The 18,091-nt window shown below is 39.5% G+C and carries 22 protein-coding genes; 16 read left to right on the forward strand and 6 right to left on the reverse strand.

Translation table 11 applies throughout. The annotated features are described in order from the left end of the window. Positions 1-201: 201 nt before the first annotated feature. The 13 genes from AAEZ22_RS06120 to AAEZ22_RS06180 all read left to right on the forward strand — a co-directional run bounded on the left by AAEZ22_RS06120 (position 202) and on the right by AAEZ22_RS06180 (position 10,970). Positions 202-2,994 (forward strand): monovalent cation/H+ antiporter subunit A, encoded by a 2,793-nt coding sequence (locus tag AAEZ22_RS06120; protein ID WP_352296566.1) that lies wholly within the window; start codon positions 202-204, stop codon positions 2,992-2,994. Beyond that, a complete protein-coding gene (locus AAEZ22_RS06125) occupies positions 2,994-3,341 on the forward strand; it encodes a Na+/H+ antiporter subunit C (protein WP_011327694.1) in 348 nt (115 codons plus the stop codon). The genes AAEZ22_RS06120 and AAEZ22_RS06125 overlap by 1 nt, the downstream gene beginning before the upstream one ends. Then, a complete protein-coding gene (locus AAEZ22_RS06130; RefSeq protein WP_011327695.1) occupies positions 3,338-4,855 on the forward strand; it encodes a monovalent cation/H+ antiporter subunit D in 1,518 nt (505 codons plus the stop codon). The genes AAEZ22_RS06125 and AAEZ22_RS06130 overlap by 4 nt, the downstream gene beginning before the upstream one ends. Then, positions 4,855-5,391, forward strand: a complete 537-nt coding sequence (locus AAEZ22_RS06135; protein ID WP_011327696.1) for a Na+/H+ antiporter subunit E — start codon at positions 4,855-4,857, stop codon at positions 5,389-5,391. The genes AAEZ22_RS06130 and AAEZ22_RS06135 overlap by 1 nt, the downstream gene beginning before the upstream one ends. Then, on the forward strand, positions 5,385-5,654 hold the full coding sequence (locus tag AAEZ22_RS06140; RefSeq protein WP_011327697.1) for a K+/H+ antiporter subunit F: 270 nt from the start codon (positions 5,385-5,387) through the stop codon (positions 5,652-5,654). Before AAEZ22_RS06135 ends, AAEZ22_RS06140 begins: the two co-directional genes overlap by 7 nt. Positions 5,655-5,663: 9 nt before the next feature. Continuing rightward, positions 5,664-5,993: a Na+/H+ antiporter subunit G gene (locus AAEZ22_RS06145; protein WP_011327698.1), complete on the forward strand. Its 330-nt coding sequence runs from the start codon at positions 5,664-5,666 to the stop codon at positions 5,991-5,993. Positions 5,994-6,177: 184 nt separating this feature from the next. Then, the gene (locus AAEZ22_RS06150; protein WP_011327699.1) at positions 6,178-6,612 is read left to right on the forward strand and encodes a MerR family transcriptional regulator; all 435 of its coding nucleotides are present in this window, start codon (positions 6,178-6,180) and stop codon (positions 6,610-6,612) included. Beyond that, positions 6,612-8,858 carry a heavy metal translocating P-type ATPase gene (locus tag AAEZ22_RS06155; protein ID WP_089367963.1) on the forward strand — a complete coding sequence of 749 codons (2,247 nt, stop codon included), beginning with the start codon at positions 6,612-6,614 and terminating at the stop codon, positions 8,856-8,858. The genes AAEZ22_RS06150 and AAEZ22_RS06155 overlap by 1 nt, the downstream gene beginning before the upstream one ends. A 30-nt stretch (positions 8,859-8,888) precedes the next feature. Then, on the forward strand, positions 8,889-9,242 hold the full coding sequence (locus AAEZ22_RS06160) for a cupredoxin domain-containing protein (RefSeq protein WP_011327701.1): 354 nt from the start codon (positions 8,889-8,891) through the stop codon (positions 9,240-9,242). Between the two features lie 72 nt (positions 9,243-9,314). Continuing rightward, positions 9,315-9,530, forward strand: coding sequence for a TIGR02450 family Trp-rich protein (locus AAEZ22_RS06165; RefSeq protein WP_011327702.1), 216 nt, complete (start codon positions 9,315-9,317; stop codon positions 9,528-9,530). Between the two features lie 554 nt (positions 9,531-10,084). Continuing rightward, positions 10,085-10,297: an EF-hand domain-containing protein gene (locus tag AAEZ22_RS06170; protein ID WP_011327703.1), complete on the forward strand. Its 213-nt coding sequence runs from the start codon at positions 10,085-10,087 to the stop codon at positions 10,295-10,297. Positions 10,298-10,446: 149 nt separating this feature from the next. Beyond that, positions 10,447-10,659: an EF-hand domain-containing protein gene (locus tag AAEZ22_RS06175; protein ID WP_011327704.1), complete on the forward strand. Its 213-nt coding sequence runs from the start codon at positions 10,447-10,449 to the stop codon at positions 10,657-10,659. A 95-nt stretch (positions 10,660-10,754) separates the two neighbouring features. Continuing rightward, the gene (locus AAEZ22_RS06180) at positions 10,755-10,970 is read left to right on the forward strand and encodes an EF-hand domain-containing protein (protein ID WP_011327705.1); all 216 of its coding nucleotides are present in this window, start codon (positions 10,755-10,757) and stop codon (positions 10,968-10,970) included. Positions 10,971-11,057: 87 nt separating this feature from the next. Here the strand turns inward: AAEZ22_RS06180 and AAEZ22_RS06185 are convergent, their stop codons facing one another. Next, a complete protein-coding gene (locus AAEZ22_RS06185; protein WP_089367964.1) occupies positions 11,058-12,671 on the reverse strand; it encodes a M28 family metallopeptidase in 1,614 nt (537 codons plus the stop codon). Between the two features lie 304 nt (positions 12,672-12,975). Next, positions 12,976-13,215, reverse strand: a complete 240-nt coding sequence (locus AAEZ22_RS06190) for an RNA recognition motif domain-containing protein (RefSeq protein WP_011327707.1) — start codon at positions 13,213-13,215, stop codon at positions 12,976-12,978. 267 nt (positions 13,216-13,482) lie between these two features. On the opposite strand from AAEZ22_RS06190, the gene AAEZ22_RS06195 reads away from it, so the two are divergent. From AAEZ22_RS06195 to AAEZ22_RS06205, 3 genes are all read left to right on the forward strand, one after another. Continuing rightward, positions 13,483-13,794: a YdcF family protein gene (locus tag AAEZ22_RS06195; RefSeq protein WP_157696001.1), complete on the forward strand. Its 312-nt coding sequence runs from the start codon at positions 13,483-13,485 to the stop codon at positions 13,792-13,794. Positions 13,795-13,928: 134 nt separating this feature from the next. Further along, on the forward strand, positions 13,929-14,084 hold the full coding sequence (locus tag AAEZ22_RS06200) for a hypothetical protein (RefSeq protein ID WP_352296571.1): 156 nt from the start codon (positions 13,929-13,931) through the stop codon (positions 14,082-14,084). A gap of 24 nt (positions 14,085-14,108) precedes the next feature. Further along, entirely contained in the window at positions 14,109-14,648 is a 540-nt protein-coding gene (locus AAEZ22_RS06205; protein ID WP_352296574.1) for a hypothetical protein, read from the forward strand. 101 nt (positions 14,649-14,749) lie between these two features. Here AAEZ22_RS06205 and lipA read toward each other — a convergent pair whose 3' ends face one another. The 4 genes from lipA to AAEZ22_RS06225 form a co-directional block, all read right to left on the reverse strand. Further along, the gene (gene lipA, locus AAEZ22_RS06210; RefSeq protein ID WP_011327708.1) at positions 14,750-15,715 is read right to left on the reverse strand and encodes a lipoyl synthase; all 966 of its coding nucleotides are present in this window, start codon (positions 15,713-15,715) and stop codon (positions 14,750-14,752) included. Continuing rightward, positions 15,712-16,365, reverse strand: coding sequence for a lipoyl(octanoyl) transferase LipB (gene lipB, locus AAEZ22_RS06215; RefSeq protein WP_352296577.1), 654 nt, complete (start codon positions 16,363-16,365; stop codon positions 15,712-15,714). Before lipB ends, lipA begins: the two co-directional genes overlap by 4 nt. Positions 16,366-16,384: 19 nt before the next feature. Next, positions 16,385-16,663 carry a DUF493 family protein YbeD gene (gene ybeD, locus AAEZ22_RS06220; protein ID WP_011327710.1) on the reverse strand — a complete coding sequence of 93 codons (279 nt, stop codon included), beginning with the start codon at positions 16,661-16,663 and terminating at the stop codon, positions 16,385-16,387. A 218-nt stretch (positions 16,664-16,881) separates the two neighbouring features. Next, positions 16,882-18,045, reverse strand: a complete 1,164-nt coding sequence (locus AAEZ22_RS06225) for a serine hydrolase (protein ID WP_352296642.1) — start codon at positions 18,043-18,045, stop codon at positions 16,882-16,884. Positions 18,046-18,091: the final 46 nt, after the last annotated feature.

Below are 18,091 nucleotides of genomic sequence, written 5' to 3' on the forward strand. Positions count from 1 at the left end.
CATTAATTTATATATAAATTTGCTTGATAATTATGCAGCTAGAGGCGCTTTCTATAGACAAAAACGGCGTTTATCAGTATAACTATACGTATTAATGCTGTTAAAAAAGCAGACCACAAAAGCTAATGCCCAAGTCACTTTGGTAATTAACTATAACGAATAGCGTATTGATAAATTTATGATTTTAAAAGGTCCTTTACTATGACTTTGCTCTGGATACCCCTGCTATCCTTAATTGGCAGTGTTATTTCTGCATTTACAGGCAAACTAACGCGAAACCAAGCGACAAGCTTAACTATGCTTGCACCATTAATCGCACTTTGCATAACTCTATATCATGCGCCTGCGGTACTTGCCGGTGAAACTATTCGCTTTAGTGCTGCTTGGATCCCAAGTTTAGGGCTCGATTTCTCCCTGCGCTTAGACGGTCTAAGTTTACTGTTTATATTTATGATTTTGGGCATAGGCTTATTGGTTATTTTATATTCTCGTTATTATTTAAGTAATAACGACTCAATGGCAAAGCTATATAGCTACTTAATGTTATTTATGACAGCAATGCTTGGCATTGTTATGTCTAATAATGTTATTCAGCTATGGGTGTTTTGGGAATTAACCAGTATAAGTTCGTTTTTATTAATTAGTTATTGGTGGCATAAGTCAGAGGCGCGCAAGGGCGCACGTATGGCGCTTACAGTTACCGGAGCCGGTGGTTTAGTGCTGCTTGGTGGGTTACTGATAATTGGCGACATTGTTGGCAGTTATAACCTAGACATAATTTTAGCCAGCAGAGCAATTATTCAATCGCACGATCTATATGAGCTTGCACTGGTTTTAGTGTTATTAGGTGCATTTACTAAATCGGCCCAATTTCCGTTTCATTTTTGGCTACCTCATGCCATGGCAGCGCCAACACCTGTGAGCGCCTATTTACATTCGGCGACCATGGTTAAAGCGGGTATCTTTTTGTTAGCGCGTTTTTATCCGGCCTTAGCGGGCACCGAAATGTGGTTTATATTAGTTGCCTTAACAGGTTTAATTACTTTGTTATTTGGCGCATACGTGGCTTTATTTAAGCATGATTTAAAAGGTTTATTAGCGTATTCAACTATAAGTCATTTAGGTTTAATTACGCTATTGCTTGGCCTAGATACCGAACTTGCTACTGTTGCCGCTATTTTTCATATTATTAATCACGCCACCTTTAAAGCGTCACTGTTTATGGCCACTGGTATTATTGACCATGAAACAGGTACGCGCGATATGCGTAAACTCAATGGTATGTGGCGCTTTATGCCCTACACAGCAACGCTTGCTATGGTTGCCGCTGCAGCAATGGCGGGTGTCCCTTTGCTTAATGGCTTTATTTCAAAAGAAATGTTTTTTGCCGAAACACTGCATCAGCAAGTACTTGGCTCTATGTCGTGGTTAATCCCGGTTTTAGCAACCATTGCGGGGGCATTTGCCGTGGCTTATTCGGCGCGCTTTATCCACGATGTATTTTTTAATGGCGACCCAATAGATTTACCGCGTACGCCACACGAGCCGCCTCGTTATATGCGCGTACCCATCGAAATATTAGTGGTGTTGTGTTTACTTGTTGGCATGTTTCCGCACTTTGTAGTTGATGGTATTTTATCGGCAGCCTCATTAGCAGTACTGGGCAAAGCAATGCCAGAGTATCAGCTGAGCATTTGGCATGGCTTTAATTTACCGTTATTAATGAGTGCCATGGCAGTTGCTGGCGGCTTATTTATTTATGTTAACCGTAAACACCTGTTTCAATTTCAAGCGTCGTTACCGCCGCTAAACGCTAAAAAAATGTTTGATCATTTAGTACAATGCGTTATTGATTGGAGCCAAGATAAAATAAACAAAACAGAAAATGGCTCACTGCAACGCTATGTATTTATTATGCTGGGCGTTATTTTATTAGCTGCTGGTTGGCCGTTATTCGAAATGCAAAAATTAGCGGGAAGTGTGCCAAATACACCGGTTGATTTACACAACGGCATAGGTGCTAGCTTGTTAATTGTAGGTGCCATTGCCACAGTGATAAGCCATAGATCGCGTATGGTCGCTTTGTTAATGGTATCTATTGTGGGATTAATGGTAGCTGTGGTGTTTACCCGCTTTTCGGCACCAGACTTAGCCTTAACGCAATTAACGGTAGAAGTGGCAACAATAATACTACTTATGTTGGCATTGTTTTTCTTACCGCAAAGCACCCCAAGAGAATCAAGCTCATTGCGTATATTACGTGATTTAAGTATTGCCTCGACAGTGGGCGTGGTTATAGCCAGTATTTGTTACGCTTTGCTTACTCGTCCGCTTGATTCTATTTCTGACTTTTTTATTGCCAATGCCAAAACCGGTGGTGGCGGTACCAATGTAGTTAACGTTATTTTAGTTGATTTTAGGGGCTTTGATACGCTTGGCGAAATTACTGTATTAGGTATTGCAGCACTAGGGATTTTTAAGCTTTTATCGCGAATTCCATTGTTTATGCCTGCAACCGACAGTGATGGCCGTTCATGGGCACGCGAGCGCCACCCTATTTTATTAGCCAGTATTTCGCAAAGCTTACTCCCGCTTGCACTGTTAGTGTCGGCGTATATTTTCTTACGTGGTCATAATTTACCTGGCGGCGGCTTCATTGCCGGGCTTGTTACTTCTATTGCCTTTATTTTGCAGTATATGGCACATGGCTCTACTTGGATCAGTGAGCGCTTTGATGTTAATTACCGAAAAATTATTGCCTCGGGTATCGCTATTGCTATGTTCACGGGTGTGGGTAGCTGGTTTTTTGATAAGCCATTTTTAACCACGTGGTTTGACTATTTTGACATTCCATTTATTGGTAAAACAGAGTTAGCAAGTGCCATTGTATTTGACCTTGGTGTGTACTTAACCGTAGTGGGTGCCACATTGATGATATTAGCAAGCTTAGGTGATATGACCACAAGTGCAGAGCAAAAAGAAGGTGATGTTTAATGGAGTTATTATACGCGTCGTGCGTGGGTGTATTAATTAGTTGCGGTGTGTTTTTACTGCTAAGAGCACGTACTTTTCCGGTTGTGCTTGGTCTAACTATGATTTCTTACGCAGTTAACTTGTTTTTATTTTCATCGGGTCGACTAACCACAAATAAAGCTGTTGTATTAGGTACAGGTGCAGATTACGCCGATCCACTGCCGCAAGCTTTAGTGTTAACAGCCATTGTAATTGGTTTTGCAATGACCGCCTTTGTGGTTATATTAGCAATACGTGGCCGTGCAGATTTAGGTAATGACCATGTTGATGGTCACCTTGTTAAAAGTAAGTACAAGGTGAAAAAATGATTCAGCATTTAACATCGCTTCCTGTATTGCTGCCTATGCTAGCAGCTATTATTTTACTATTACCACCGTGTGGTAAAAACTTATTTGCCCGTCGTTTGGCTTCAGGCGTAATGGCCATTATTACATTTGTAGTGAGTGTTTTATTACTGATAACCGTACACAACGAAGGTATTAACGTATACGCAATAGGTAACTGGTCAGCACCATTTGGTATTGTACTTGTTGCAGATATGCTCTCTAGCTTGTTGGTAACACTTACTTCATTTTTAGGCGTAATGGTTGTGCTGTACGGATGTGCAGGCGATGATGAACACGGCAGTTTTTTTCATCCACTAATTCACTTTTTAATTTTAGGTGTAAATGGTGCATTTTTAACTGGCGATTTATTTAACGTATTTGTATTTTTTGAAGTGCTGCTTATTGCCTCTTATGCCTTGCTTATGCACGGTGGTGGCAAGCAAAAAACTAAAGCTGCATTGCACTATGTTATTTTAAACTTAGTAGGTTCGAGTGCGTTTTTAATTGGTTTAGGTATTTTATACGGTGTACTAGGCACGCTAAATATTGCCGATATGGCGCAAAAAATATCTTTACTTACTGGCGACGATGTTTATTTAGCTAAAGCCGGTGGACTATTGTTATTAGTAGTATTTGCTTTAAAAAGTGCGTTGTTGCCACTACATTTATGGTTACCAAATACCTATTCAAGTGCCGCCCCAGTTGTTGCTGCGCTATTTGCAATTATGACCAAAGTTGGTGTGTACGCCATGCTACGCGTTTATACCGTTATGTTTGGTGAGCAAGCTGGCGAACTTGAACACATGGCGCAAACTTGGTTATGGGGCTTAGCAATTGCAACGATAGTTGTAGGGGCCATAGGGGTATTAGCCGCTCAGGATTTACGTAAGATCACTGCCAATTTAGTACTGGTGTCGGTGGGTACTTTGGTGGCTTTAGTGTCGTTACAAAACATAAACGCTACGGCGGCCTTGCTATATTATTTAGTACACTCAACTTTGGTATGTGCTGCTTTATTTTTACTCGCCGATATAATTTCTATTCAACGCGGTAAAGTTGGCGACAGATTGGTAGCAGGTAGAGTGGTAAAACAGCCGTTTTTATTAGGTACGTTATTTATTATTGCAGCATTAACTGTAATAGGCATGCCGCCATTTTCAGGCTTTGTAGGCAAAATTTGGATTTTAAAAACAACACTCAATAGTGAAAATGCACTTGTATTTTGGCCTGCTTACTTAATTACCAGTTTAGTGTTAATTATTGCACTAGCACGCGCCGGAACTAGTTTGTTTTGGGAAGGTAAGTACACAGGTAGTGAGCCAAATGACGCACCAAACGCGCATCCATTGCAAGTAATTGCTATTGTGGGGTTACTTATTTGCTCAGTAATGCTAGTTGTTTTTGGTGGTGCTATTAGTGAGTACACCATAAAGGCCGCAACCCAATTACACGACATAAGTGGTGGTATTAATGCCGTGCTTAAAGGAGGTGTTTAATGCGACTAAAAGCACGTTTTAGATTGTTACCTACGCCATTTCGTAGTGTATTTTTATTTATAGTATGGCTGTTATTAAATAATAGTGTGTCTGCAGGGCACTTGGTATTAGCGGCTATATTTGCGATTGTTATTCCGTTATTTACTATATCGTTTCGCGATCCTCAGCCATTAATTTTAAGGCCCGGATTAGCCTTTAAACAAGTTTTTATTGTACTGTACGATATAATAGTGGCCAACTTACAAGTGGCTGTATTAATACTTGGGCCAAGTAAAAACATGCGCCCAGCATTTGTTAAAGTACCCGTAGATTTAACCCATGAAATGCCGATTACTATTTTGGCAAGCTGCGTGTCACTCACACCTGGCACTGTGAGCGCTGAGGTATATCCTATTTTAGAATCACTTAATAAAGGTGAGCAACCAAAACAGCGTTATTTGCTTATTCATGTACTTGATCTTAAAGACGAGCAAGCACTTATTAAACAAATAAAAGAGCGTTATGAGGCTCCCTTAAAGGAGATATTTCAATGTTAGAAACCGTATTATTAATTGTATTTAGCATGATTGGATTAGCGCTACTATTAAATTTATGGCGTTTGGTAATTGGTCCATCGGTTCCCGATCGTATTTTAGCGCTCGATACTATGTATATAAACGTGATTGCGCTGATTATTTTATACAGTATAAGTATGAGCACGGGGTTGTACTTTGAAGCGGCTTTATTAATTGCAATGCTTGGCTTTATAAGCACAGTAGCATTATGTAAGTATTTACTTCGCGGCGATATAATCGAATAAGGTATAGCAATGATCAGTGAATGGATAGTATCAATATTATTATTACTAGGTGGCGTGTTTATTTTAATTGGCTCAATAGGCTTAGTTAAACTGCCTGATTTTTTTATGCGCTTACATGGCCCAACTAAAGCAACTACCCTAGGTATGGCGAACATTTTAACTGCCGCTATGGTGTACTTTGCAAATACCGAACATGGCGTGAGTGTTAAAGAAGTACTTATTACTATATTTTTATTAATTACCGCACCGATTAGTGGGTATATGTTAATTAAAGCAGCCATTCATCATAAGCTCAAACCAAAAGATGGCACCAAAGGGCTTGATAATATTGAAGATTAATATTATTTATAAATGCATTTAGCGTGTAACTACCCTAGATATATTTAACTACAATAAAGCCGGATAAAGTTAATTTATTCGGCTTTGTTGTTTTTAAAGTATTTAAGTTGACCTATGTGTGACACATAGGTTTACACTACAGGTATGAATTTAGCTTTAAACTATGAATTATCACGGAGGAGCTATGTACGTTAAACAACTTGCCAATAAAATGAGCGTTACACCCGACACTATTCGCCATTACACGCGAATGCAGTTGCTCAAACCAGTCCGTAGTGTAAGTAACGGTTATCAAGAATATACAAAAACTGATCAACAGCGTTTAAAGTTTATAATCAATGCTCGTCAGTTGGGCTTTTCTGTTAAAGATATTCAGCACATTATTACTGAGTCGGAGCAAGGAAACTGCCCATGCCCATTAACACGAAAACTAATAGTTAAACGCTTAGCCGAAACCGAAGCTCTTTTTCAAGAAACACTTAAGCTGCGCACACGAATGCAAGCGGCAGTTAAGCAGTGGCAAAGTTCTCCCGATGGCGCAACTAGCGCTGATATATGTAGTTTAATAGAGTCATTTGTTGACCCCATTAGCACTGAAAAAAATAACCCGGAGGCGTAATGAGTAATAATATTAACAGCAGCTCACAAAACTTTATTATTGAAGGGGCTAATTGTGGCAGCTGCGTAGCAAAAATAGAAAAAGCGCTAAAAACAGTATCGGGTGCACAGCGAGTAGAAATGAACTTTGCACAACGCACCGTACAAGTGGAAGGGCAAGCGGATGAAGCGGCGCTTATTGCAGCGGTAGAAAACATTGGCTATAAAGCAAAGCCCATGAGTAATGACTCAGAGCAAGATGCGCTCGATGAAAAAGCCAAAGCCGATGACGCGCATTATAAAAAATTAATGCGCAATATGATATTAGCGTTAGGCGTAGGTGCACCATTAATGCTTTATGGGCTTATTTTCGATATGAACGTAATAACCACGACTCAACGTATAGCTTGGTTTATTGTGGGTTTAGCCACGTTGGCAGTGATGGCCGTAGCCGGTAAGCAATTTTACAATGGCGCATGGCAAGCATTTAAAAACCATGCCGCCAATATGGATACGCTTATAGCGCTGGGAACCGGTACTGCTTGGTTATATTCTATGGTAGTCGTTATTACCCCTAACCTACTACCAGAGGTGGCAAGGCATGTGTACTTTGAAGCCTCAGCAATGATCATTGGTTTAATAAGCTTAGGCCTAGCATTAGAAGTAAAAGCACGCGGGCGCACCTCTGAGGCTATAAAGCGTTTAATAGGGCTGCAACCAAAAACAGCACGTGTTATTCGCGACGGGCAAGAGCGCGATATTGATATTAGCGACGTAGTAAAAAATGATCAGGTACGAGTGCGCCCAGGCGAAAAAATATCAGTAGATGGCGAAGTGCTTGAAGGCAGTAGTAGTGTTGACGAATCAATGCTAACGGGTGAACCTATGCCGGTTACTAAACAAATAGGCGATACGGTAGTCGCTGGTAGTATTAATAAAACCGGAACATTATTATTCAAAGCGACCCATATAGGCAGCGAAACAACACTCGCCAATATTATTAATATGGTAAAGCGGGCACAAAACTCAAAGCCGTCAATTGGTCGTTTAGCAGATGTTATTTCGGGTATTTTTGTTCCCACGGTAATGATAATAGCAATACTTGCTGGGCTTGCCTGGTTAAACTTTGGCCCTGAGCCAGCAATTGCTTATGCGGTAGTTGCTGTCACTACAGTGCTTATTATTGCTTGTCCGTGTGCGCTTGGTTTAGCAACGCCAATGTCGGTAATGGTGGGCATAGGTAAAGCTGCTGAGTCGGGAATACTGATCCGCAACGGTGAGGCACTACAAGTAACTTCTAAAATTACCACCATGATTTTAGATAAAACTGGCACCATTACCCAAGGATCGCCAACGGTAACCGATGTTATTACCTTTAATAACAGCGATGAAAACACAGTAATGCAGCACGTTGCTAGCCTAGAGAGTAGTTCAGAGCATCCATTAGCCGAGGCCATAATAAGTTATGCTAAAGCGCTAAACTTAACGCTGAGTAAAGTAACTGACTTTGATGCACTTACCGGTAAAGGAGTAATAGGGACACTTGATGGACAAACGCTGTTGTTTGGTAATAAGGCCTTAATGGATAAATACCATGTTGCAATTGACGATGCGTACGAGCAGGCACAAACATTGGCAAGTGAAGCAAAAACCCCAATGTATTTTGCAGTTAATCAACAGCTACAGGCTATTATTGCTGTAGCAGATCCTATTAAAGCAGACTCAGCTGCAGCAATTAAGCGGTTGCAAAATAAAGGCATTCACTTAGTCATGCTCACAGGTGATAACCAAGCAACAGCGCAAGCAGTTGCTAAAAAAGTAGGAATAAAGGACTTTATTGCAGAAGTACTCCCTGACGACAAAGTAAATGAAGTTATAAAACGCCAAGCAAAGGGCGAAATAGTGGGTATGACGGGCGATGGCATTAACGATGCACCGGCACTAGCACAAGCCGATGTTGGCTTTGCGATTGGCACAGGCACTGATATAGCCATAGAAAGTGGCGACATAACCCTAATGCGCGGATCGTTACACGGCCTTGCAGATGCAATTGCAGTAAGTAGCGCGACCATTTTAAATATTAAGCAAAATCTATTTGGTGCCTTTATTTATAATGTGGCGGGTATTCCAATTGCTGCTGGGTTGTTATATCCATTTTTTGGATTATTGCTTAACCCAGTAGTAGCAGGGGCTGCTATGGCACTATCATCGCTAACGGTTGTTAGTAACGCCAATAGATTACGCTTTTTTAAACCAGCAAAATCATAAGCCAAAGCCTTTAATTTAGGAGTAATAATTATGTTGATGATTAATATATTAGGCGCATTACTCATAATTGCGATTGTGTACTGGTTTTGGCTTTTTAAGCCAAAGCAAGTGCAAAGTAACGACAATAAGGTAGTTATAGTGGTTGATAACGGTATATACCAGCCGGCGCAAATTAAAGTTGTTGCAGGTAAAGAGTTAACACTTAACTTCGATCGCCAAGATAGTGCACCATGTAGCGAAACAGTCATATTTCCACAGCTTGATATAAGTAAAACCCTCGTAATGGGCGATGCTAATACCTTAAAAATACCCGAGCTTAAAGTAGGTGAGTACGACTTTCACTGCCAAATGCAAATGTATAAAGGTAAGCTAATAGTGCAGTAATAGTTGAGCTAAACGTATTGTTAGCGCGTATTGGCTTATCATATTTACAGCTTGGTTGGACTTTGCAATTTTATGAATAAACTAAACCCTAAAAAGCTACTTAATAGTAAGTGGACTGCAGTACCTGCAATCAATAAAGAAAAACACTTTATTATTATAGAGGTTGAGTACGATGAGGATAGCAACGTGATTGCGTGCGTTACTGAGGCAATAATTTCAAAAAGCCAATACCCAATTAGTTGGCGAGATTTAAAAAACGCACAAAATTGGTTACAAGGCTGGAAATAACAACTAATTCCACTTCTCGTAAAAATAATAAAGCCGCTGCATTAAGATTATGTAGCGGTTTTTTGTTTCAATTCACTGTTAATCACATCCTAATGTGCACTGCATTCGCCAAATGGCGACAAAAAGTATCATTTACTTTAAAACACTTCATAAATGCTGAATTAATAAAATTAATTATAAAAAGCTATTAAATTTCAATGCCTTATTGTTTGTTTTTTATTTAATAATTTATAAAAAGTAAATTGTTCATGGTGGGTTTATTACAAAATCAACTTAAAGCAGCCAGTAGTGGCTTATTTGCGCTGTGTTGTGTCTTTTTTATTAAAGTTAACCTTATGATTTTTAAGCTTTAATTATTTAACATCAAACAACTGTTGCTAAAAAGCAACAAAAAATCATTATAAAACACCCTTAAACGGCTTAAATAAGTATAAGTAACTGTTTTTATTGTGATTTAAAAACATGGCACCGAAGTTGTAATACCTAAGCTGTATTGAGCAAAACAAGATTAAAGTTAAACAGCTTAAATCATAACCCAATGAAGGAATTACATTATGAAAACATTTAAATCAACACTGGTACTAATGGCTTTAGCTTCTTCATCAGCGGCTTTTGCAGCAACAGATTTTGACACACTCGATGTAGATGGTAATGGTGCAATTAGCCAAGCAGAAGCGTCGGTAGATGCAGAGCTTATGAGTAAATTTACTGAGCTTGATACTGACCAAAATGGTGAGTTATCTAAAGAAGAATTTTCTAAGGCATAAGCCTCAAGCCCTACAACACAATTAATATTCTGAGTTGCCAAAGACAACCTAAATAGGCAAGGGAGCCTTTGATAAAGAATAATAAGGAAATTCAAGTGTTCATGGGAAAGTTAATACATTTATATTACATAGACTTGAAGGATTAAATTATGAAAAAGTTACAATCAACACTGGTTTTAATGGCATTAGCGTCTTCATCTGCAGTATTTGCAGGCACCGACTTTGAAACACTTGATGTAGATAGCAGTGGCACAATTAGCCAAGCCGAAGCGTCGGTTGCCGCTGAGTTAATGGAGCAATTTGCAGAGCTTGACGTTGATGGCAACGGTGAGCTTTCTAAAGAAGAATTTGCTGAGTATTAATTTTCAGCACATTAATTTACAGAATATGGATTTTTGAAAAGGATTTTCACTTTATTATTTTTTATTAAACAGGCTTTAAGCTTAAGGATAACACAATGAAAACATTACATAAGACATTAGCACTAATCGCACTAGCATCATCTTCAGCGGCATTTGCAGCAGTAGACTTCGACTCATTTGATACAGATGGCGACGGCGTTATTAGCCAAACAGAAGCGCAGGCAAACCCGCAGCTTGCACAAATATTTGATGAATTAGATGCAGATGGTAATGGTGAACTTTCTAAAGAAGAGTTTGCAGCAGTTCAATAATGCTACCCATTTCTAACTAAATAATGATAATACGTACTAAAAAGCAGCCAATTGGCTGCTTTTTTATGTGTGTTTAAAACGCAATTGCTAGCGCTTATCTTGCTCACGTTTTGTTTTAAAGTCAGACTCTGCTTTCCACTTTGGCCAATCGTTGCTGTTAGCCAGCTGTGTGGCTATATTAATGATCAGTTGGCTATCTTGCTCTACACCACCAAGCGACCAGTCGGTAGAGTAATCATCGGCTTCTTTGTGGTACTTATGAGTAATGTAATCAGGGTCGGTATCACCAAGGCTCATAAATAATAAACTGGGCACACCTTGCTTAGAAAGCGAAAAGTGATCAGAGCGAAAAAATAAACCATTTTGCGGGCGAGGATCCATTTTTACCGTTCGACCTTGTGCCTTAGCGGCCTTAGCTAAGTAATCTTCCATTTCAGAAAGCCCTTTACCATACTGTAAAACATAGTCAGTAGCGTCAAGTACGTTCATGCCATCAATATTTAATAAGCCAACCATTTGTTTAGTTGGGATCACCGCACCAGATGCAAATTCTTCTGAGCCAATTAGGCCAGTTTCTTCTGCGGTAAAATTGGCAAAAATGATCGAGCGTTTAAATGGCGTTTGTTGATGTATTTTACTCATTACTCTGGCAATTTCGAGCGTGGCGGCTGTACCTGATGCGTTATCTACCGCACCATTATAAATTTTAGGCCCGCTATCTGTTTGTTTAGTGCCAAAGTGATCCCAATGCGCACTAATTACAACGTATTCGTCTGGCAGCTCGCTACCGGTAAGTTGTGCTACTACGTTATGCGATTTTGCATGCGATACTTCATTTTTAAAAGCCAGGTTGGCTTTTACATTAAGCGGCAGCGCTTTAAAGTCAGCATTTAAAGCCTGTTGTTTTAATTGCTGATAGTTAAGGTTTGCAGCATTAAATAAGCGCTCGGTAGCCTCAAGGTGTAACCATCCCATAACGGGAAGTTTTGAGGTGTTGTTGGTGTCATCAATTAGCGTATATTTAGTACCCGTATTTGAGCTCTCTACCACGCTCCACGGGTAAGCTGCTGGTGCAGTTTCGTGCACTATAAGAACGGCAGCAGCACCTTGACGAGCCGCTTCTTCATACTTGTAAGTCCAACGACCGTAGTAGGTCATAGCATTACCGGTAAACAGGCTGTCGTCTTGAGTTGCAAAGCCAGGATCGTTAACTAACACCACCACGGTTTTGCCTGTTACATCAAGATTTTTATAATCGTTCCAGTTATATTCTGGTGCATTAATACCATAGCCTACATATACCACGTCAGAATTACGCACATCAATAACGCTTTGTAGCTGCTCGGTACGGGCAGTAAAGTCTTTACCTGCACTAAAAGTGAGCTCACCAATAGTTAATTGCATATTTTGATCAGCAGTTACTTTTGCCATTTTCACCGGTTGTAAGTACTTATCGTTATAAGCACCGCTTAAACCAAACGCTTGGTATTGCTTAGTTAAATAACCAATCGTTTTTACTTCACCGGCTGTAAGGGGGCCACGACCTTCAAATTCGTCTGAGGCGAGTGTTTTAATGTGCTGCTTAATATTATTAATACTAAGTGCTTGGGAATTCTCAAGTTTAGTTGTGTCTGCAGCTTGCTCTGAGCAACCTATGAGCGTTAGAAATAAAAAAAGGCTGGTTGTTTTTATAATTGTCATAATAACTGAGGGTAGGTAATACATAGCTCGACTATATACAGCGAACTTTAAAGTGTCTATACAGGATATAATTTTATAGACTTAAGTTTTAGCTGTTGCACAATATTGAACTTAGAACTTAGAACTTAGAACTTAGAACTTAGAACTTAGAACTTAGAACTTAGAACTTAGAACTTAGGAGGGGGAGCAAGGAGCAAAATTAGTTGTGGCAGTGTTATAAATGTAGGCTAAATTAATACTGCCCTAATAATAAAACACATCTGTGTTTATAATATTAAGGGCAATAATAGCCGCGGCTAACTAATTAAGCATCTGCCAATTTAACGCGGATTTTGCTTTTATCAACAGTTGCTTGGTTAAGGGCTTTAATTGCACCTTTAACTTCTATGTCGTTTGGCATTTCAACAAAGGCAAAACCTTTAGATTGGCCAGTTTCTTTATCAAGTACTAAGTTACAGGTAGTCACTTTACCGTGCTCTGCAAATAAAGTACGAAGGTCGTGCTCAGAAGTAGCACGAGATAAGTTGCGAACTAATAGTTTCATAATGAACCATGTTTTAAAAATAACTACCGCGATTGTCTCAAGTAAAAGCCGATTGACCTAACGATAAATTGCGATCAGTAAAAATAGTTTAAACTTAATAGCTTCGTTTTGTGGTGAAGGACGACTAAATGAATGCGGTAATTATAGTTTTAGGTGCGCCCAACAGTAGTGACAGCCGTTTATCAGTAATAGCGAAAATCCGATGCGCTCAGTCATATCAAGCATATTTGCATAATCCCAAGGCTAAAATATTATGCACAGGAGGTTTTGGCGTGCATTTTAATACCACTGATTGCGCGCATGAACGATACACTAAATAATTATTTTATTGAGCTTGGAATACCTACAGTTGTATTTTTAGATATTCCATTAAGCCGCTTTACCTTTGAGAATGCTCTACTGGCTAAACCTATTTTAGCGAGTGCTAATATCAGCCATGCAATTTTGTTCAGCTCGGAGTTTCATATGCAGCGTGCGCATTATATATTTAACCATGTTCTACCAACATTAAATCTAACTTTAGTCAGTACTAAGGCACCATTACCAGGTATTAAATTATCGCAGTTGTATGGCCATTAATATGTAGTAATGATTAGAGAGGAGGAAAATATTCGGCAGTTTATTTTACCTAAGTTACCAACACTGGCCATACAAGCAACTAAAGTAAGATAGTAACCTGCCGATAGCTAGTAATAACGAACAAGGAAAATGATATGAAAGTTAATTCAAATGATACTAATTTAGCATCGCAGTTTATATCGAACGGTTCAGAAGTAAAAGTTAATAAACCTGCAAATGGTAAAGAGCAATTAAATAGTGAAATGGAGCGACTAGCTAAGGATATATATCATAAAGATCAGCCTAAATAGCCAGAGCCGACTTATAATAAGTCAATGAAAATAATAACAAATAATGTTGTATCAACAAGGGAAGCAGAAGAAAAAGCGTTAAATAATATTCGAATAGCTACTGTTAATCTTTATATGCCGGGTGGTGAAGTTTCTAACTCGGTTGAAAAAATGTTTACTCAGTATGACAATATTATGACTGAAATAGCGGCTGGACAACCATCATTAGCGAATAAAGATTGGGGTATATCAATCAGTCAATTAGGTGAGCTAGAAGTTACAGGTTCAATTAGTGATAAAGAGAAAAGTCTTATATCTGAAAAATTAAATGGCAACGGGGATTTTGTGGCCTCAGCTAACGAGTTTAAATCGAGCTTTCTAGGGCATATTGACTTGGGAGTTAGGGGGTGGTCAAGTTACGACGTAAACGAAGATAATTTCTCCAAAATATTTGACTTAAAAGAAATCCTGGATAATTCGCAAGGCGGAGAAAGCTTTAAGCAGGCTTGGAATAAGGACTTTAGTTGGCTCGAGTTAAACGATAATATTTCATTTCAGCTTAGAAGAAAAGCAATTAAAAATTAAAATAATTCAATTATCCTTATTACTTATGGGTAATAAACTGCAACAAAAAAGCCGTTAATGACTATTGATCACTAACGGCTTGCTTAATTTATAAAAACGACTTATTTTACTTCTTTACCTGCCGCTTGTTGGTCAGCATGGTAGCTAGAGCGCACAAATGGGCCAGAGGCTGCATGAGTAAAGCCAATTTCATCAGCGTAGGCTTTTAGTGCATCAAACTCAGCAGGTGGCACGTAACGTTTTACTGGTAAGTGGTGCTTAGAAGGCTGTAAGTATTGGCCTACTGTAAGCATATCAACGTTATGGGCACGTAAGTCGCGAAGTACTTCTTCTATTTCGCTAATTTCTTCACCTAAACCAACCATTAAACCAGACTTAGTTTTAATCTCTGGGTGCGCTTCTTTAAAGCGACGCAGTAGCTCAAGTGACCATTTGTAATCAGCCCCTGGACGCGCAAGCTTATATAAACGCGGCGCAGTTTCTAGGTTATGGTTAAACACATCTGGTGGGGTTTCGATTAGTATTTCGAGTGCGCGGTCCATACGGCCACGAAAATCGGGTACTAAAATCTCAATAGTAATATTTGGGCTGTGCTTGCGAATTTCGCGAATACAATCGGCAAAATGCTGCGCGCCGCCATCACGTAAATCATCACGATCTACCGAGGTAATAACCACATAGCTTAGCTTCATGTCTTTAATTGTAAGCGCTAGTTTTTCAGGCTCAGTTGCATCAGGTGTTAATGGACGACCATGGGCAACATCACAAAATGGGCAACGACGAGTACAAATTGCACCTAAAATCATAAAGGTAGCTGTACCGTGGTTAAAACATTCAGATAGGTTAGGGCATGAAGCCTCTTCGCATACCGAGTGCAGTCCATGCTTACGCATTGCTTGTTTAATGCCCTCAATACGCTCAGTTGATTTAGGTAAGCGAATTTTTAGCCACTCTGGCTTGCGTAACATTTCGTTTTTTTCTGTTGGTAAAACTTTTACGGGGATCAACGCCATTTTTGCTGCGTCGCGTAGTTTTACACCTGGTTCCATCTTGACTGGTTTATTCATTCGTTTTCAAACCCTTCAGTATGCTTAACCTGTGTTGCATTAAGCTTTTTAATCATGTGTTTTACCAGTCCTGCACCTGCTGTTTCTAGGTTTTGAGGACCCTTTAATTCTTTAGTTTGCACCATATTCATGCCTGCATAACCACATGGGTTAATGCGTAAAAATGGACTTAGGTCCATGTTAACATTTAATGCTAAGCCATGAAACGAGCAACCACGACGAACGCGTAAACCCAAAGAGGCTATTTTACTGTCGTTAACGTAAACACCGGGCGCATCGGCTTTGGCGAATGCTTGAATGTCGTACTCGGCGAGGGATTCAATAATACACTCCTCTAGCCAAGTAACTAACTCGCGTACACCAATTTTTAAACGACGTAAGTTAAATAGTACATACATCATTTGCTGGCCGGGGCCGTGGTAGGTTACTTGCCCACCGCGATCAACTTTAATCACTTCTATATCGCCGGGTGCGAGTAAGTGCTCGTCTTTACCTGCTTGGCCTTGAGTAAATACACTTTCGTGCTCTACTAACCAAATTTCATCCGCGCTATTGTCGTCGCGGGTATCGGTGAAGTCTTGCATTTTCTGCCAAATTGGCAAGTAACGCTGGCGGCCAAGTTGGCGCACGATTAAGGTGTTTTCTTTCACAACAAATCTCAATTATGGCTTAAAGCATGTGGCGTACGTCATCTAGATTACTGATCACGTTATAAATTTCTTCAATATGAGCGCCACTAGTAACGGTTGCAACAAGCGAAACTGATTCGTAATTACCTTTGCTACTTGGTTTTACTTTTGGGGCATAGTCGCCAGGTGCAATAACTTGTAACTTAGCTAAAATTTGATCCGTTAAGTTTACATTGGCTAAACCCATTATTTTAAATGTAAACGGGCAAGGGAACTCTAAATACTCATCAAATTTAGTATCTTTAACTGGTTGAACCACGACAGTGACTCCTCATACAAAAAAGTGTTGGCTTAATTTTGCTAAGTGGCAAACCCTAAGCTTAATACTATTGGGCTAATGGCAATCTGAGTTAAGCTTGTTTGGCTGTGCCAAAAAAGTTACAACTCAACATAATTGACTTATATGGGGCGCATTCTAGCATTTTTCAAGCAAAAAAAAACGCCTCATAGCAGAGGCGTTAATATTGTTTTATGCGGCTATTGCATAATCTGTAAACGTAAGTAGTCATAAATTTTACTAAAGAAGCTACCTTCTTCCACTTCTTCAAGTGTAACTAGCGGATATTGTGCAATATCTTCGCCTTCTAGTTGTAAAAATAAAGTACCTACTTTAGTGCCTTTAGCTAATGGCGCTTCAAGCGTGTTATCTAATTTAAAGTTCGCTTTTAAATTTTTATGCTGACCACGTGGAATAGTGATAGGGGTATCTTCTAAAATACCTAAAGAAACATTTTCTTTATTACCCATCCAAATACGTTGCTCTGCAAAGCTATCGCCTGCTTTGTACGGTGTAATTGTTTCATAAAAGCGAAAGCCATAGTTAAGTAACTTTTTGCTTTCTTCTTTACGTGCGCGCTCGCTTGAAGTACCCATAACAACAGCAATTAAACGCATATCGTTTTTAGTTGCAGAGGTTACTAAGCTGTAGCCTGCATCTGATGTATGGCCGGTTTTAATACCGTCTACGTCTAGGCTTTCATCCCATAATAATGAGTTGCGGTTATATTGTTTAATGCCGTTATAAGTAAATGACTTTTTTTTATAAAGTGCGTACTCATCGGGTACATCGCGAATAAGTGCGCCGCCAAGTGTTGCCATATCACGCGGTGTTGTATAATGCGCGTCGGTATCAAGGCCGTGGCTATTAATAAAGTGAGTGTTGCTCATGCCTAATTTTGCAGCATGGGCGTTCATTAAATCAGCAAAAGCGCTTTCGCTACCGGCAATGTGCTCTGCCATAGCAACGCAGGCATCGTTACCAGATTGAATAATTATTCCGTGGTTTAGATCATCAACGCTAATTTGTTTACCTACTTCAATAAACATTTTAGATGATTCTGGAAAGTTTTTAGCCCACGCTTTTTCGCTAACCGTAACCATGTCGGTAGGTGCAATATTACCGGCTTTAACCTCTGTGCCTATAACATAACTGGTCATCATCTTAGTTAAACTAGCAGGTGCTAATCTTGTATCTGCTTCACCTTGGGCAATAACTTTGCCAGTTGTAAAGTCTACTAAAAAATAACCTTTAGCATTAACTTGAGGAGGTGCTGGAATAATTTGTGCGGTGGCTGAAAATACGGCGGCAGAACAAACTAGGCCGCATACCCCGTTGAGAATTTTATGTTTAATAGATTTCATCATACTCATTAATGGTTAAAGTTAAAGATTTGCGTTACCCACTCTA

Source organism: Pseudoalteromonas sp. 20-MNA-CIBAN-0454 (assembly GCF_040308685.1).
In the GTDB taxonomy this organism is placed as follows: Bacteria; Pseudomonadota; Gammaproteobacteria; order Enterobacterales; family Alteromonadaceae; genus Pseudoalteromonas; species Pseudoalteromonas nigrifaciens.